This is a genomic window from Nostoc sp. UCD121 (assembly GCF_014222285.1).
Taxonomy (GTDB): Bacteria; Cyanobacteriota; Cyanobacteriia; order Cyanobacteriales; family Nostocaceae; genus Nostoc.
The window spans coordinates 1-2026 of the sequence record NZ_JACKZS010000431.1 but is presented as its reverse complement, the minus strand read 5'-3'; the positions used below and the strand labels follow the sequence as shown (position 1 = coordinate 2026).

Here is a 2026-nt window from a genome sequence, read left to right as displayed (position 1 = left end):
ACTCAACAACTGCGCGACTTGGCTTTAGAGGATGTCGCTTGGGAACTGGGGCTAAATTACGAGCGTGAGCGGTGGCGGGGTCACGGACACATCATTAATATAGATGCGGAAAAATTCTATGACTTTGCTCCCGAACACTCCAAAGGCTCTGGCGGTGCGATTGACTTGGTGATGCACGTTAATCAGTGCAATTTCCGGCAGGCGATTGTCTGGTTACATGAGCGATTCGGTGAAGCTGGAGTAGAACGTGCAGCGATCGCTCACGTTAAGAACAGGGCGGCTGACATTATCCAGTTAGAACCACGCGACAAATTCAGGCTACCAGTTGAGGATAAAAGCAAGTGGACACCAGTTCACAACTACCTGACCCAAAAACGGGGGATACCTGAAAACTTTGTGGAACTTCTGCATAAAAGGGGGTTAGTTTACGCTGATGATCAGCAAAACGCTGTGTTCGTCATGCGGAATCTATTAGAAGAACCCCAGGCAATAGGAGCATTCCTGCGGGGGACACGGGGCGAGAACAACACGTTTAAGGGCTACGAGAAAGGAACAGTTAGGCGTGAGGGCTGGTTTCACTTCCGCTTAGGCGGACAGCCAACTTCACCTGTAGAGAAAGTGGTGCTTTTGAAATCGCCTATCGATGCCGTGTCTTTTGCCATGCTGGAATATCAGCTTATAGGCGACGTGCCACCCAATAGAACTTTGTACATGGCGGTAGATAATCCTAAAAGCTTACCAGTAGAGCAATTGCAGAATATTCCTAATTTACAAGTGGCGTTTGACTCGGATGATGCTGGCAATGCAGCTGCACGAGTTGTTAAGGAACTACTGCCACAGTCCAAGCGCGTCAAGTGCAAGGCACATGATTGGAATCAGCAGCTACTCGATTATGGGCAACAGTTAAGGCAACAGCATCAGCAACAGCAACGCCAGCAGGAAGATGATTTGAGTCTTTAATAGTCAGCGATCAAGAGAGTGAACTGTACTGTTAGTTTTGTAGTATTAATGTAGCTCTTTTGTACTTCTTTTTGGTTCAAGTGATTTGAAATTTACTTAAATCGTCACTTTTCGCTCCAAAAAACTTTCCGCCAAATAAGGCGTACTGTGCGTCAGAAAAAGATGGATTACAGCGCTTAAAAGCTTTTAAGCGAATTTCTCAATAATTGGTAAATTATTGGAACAAAATGGCAGACTTCTAACAAGTATTGGTAAGTATTGGGAATTGTTCTTCTTTATTGGGAATTTTTGAGCTAATGAGAATTCCGTTACTGGATGATTTTTAAGGGGTAAAAAGGTAAGAAAAAATTAGAGAATTGGGAGATGTTGGATAGATATTGGGAGATGTTGAATGTAGTTGGTGAGGATTGGGAAAATGGATGTTTTGTCGAGGTTTTTTCTCAGACGCACGAATTTAATCAAATCAAGGAACTAGTGCCAAAACTGTAATATTTCTTGATAAATGTGTCAATAATCACGGTTTGGGCGTTTTATATTGAAAGTAATTATCAATTAGCTAGACGAAAAAAGGGTCAAAAACAGGGGTAATTTTTTTTTGTGGATTTTGTTTCTTTAACAAACTTCGGCGGGTCTAAGTCCCCGGCTACAAAAGAAGCCGCAAGCTTGGCATGACAACAGCGCGATCGCATAACCGAACCCCTTCAGACCTTAAAGCCACCGCTCTTGATTTTACTCCCGGCAGTAGAAGAATGCCTTAGACAATGAATGGCCGCGATGCCTGCGGTTCTTGCTAGCCGAACCACCTTCTTCGCCCTATGCTTAATTCCCCAAGCGATCGCTGCTAACAGTCGCCTTAGCAAAATCGCCTAAAGCAGTTTTGCATTGGGTGTTGGGGAAGAGGCGATCACCCGTAGTCATGCTACGCTCTACTCCCCTGGCGGCCCTATTAGACATTGGAGATTAGGGATTGGGTGAATGGACGTTGCCATCCCAGATGTTAAACTTCATCTGCTTTTGTCGTTTTTGAGTAGTTCTTTTGTAGTCAATTTGGGCTGATTGCGATCGC

The 2026-nt window shown here is 44.5% G+C and carries 2 protein-coding genes; one reads left to right on the top strand and one right to left on the bottom strand.

The genetic code is table 11. The features are described 5' to 3' along the window. Positions 1-960 (top strand): DUF3991 and TOPRIM domain-containing protein (locus tag GNF10_RS36590; protein ID WP_185607474.1); only part of this gene is annotated, 960 nt, incomplete at its 5' end. Positions 961-1779: 819 nt separating this feature from the next. Here the strand turns inward: GNF10_RS36590 and GNF10_RS39180 are convergent. Then, positions 1780-1914 carry a hypothetical protein gene (locus tag GNF10_RS39180; protein WP_260445799.1) on the bottom strand — a complete coding sequence of 45 codons (135 nt, stop codon included), beginning with the start codon at positions 1912-1914 and terminating at the stop codon, positions 1780-1782. Positions 1915-2026: the final 112 nt, after the last annotated feature.

Excerpts from the sequence above, each read along its gene's own strand:
- GNF10_RS39180 (WP_260445799.1), bottom strand. The coding sequence starts at position 1,914 with ATGTCTAATAGGGCCGCCAGGGGAGTAGAGCGTAGCATGACTACGGGT.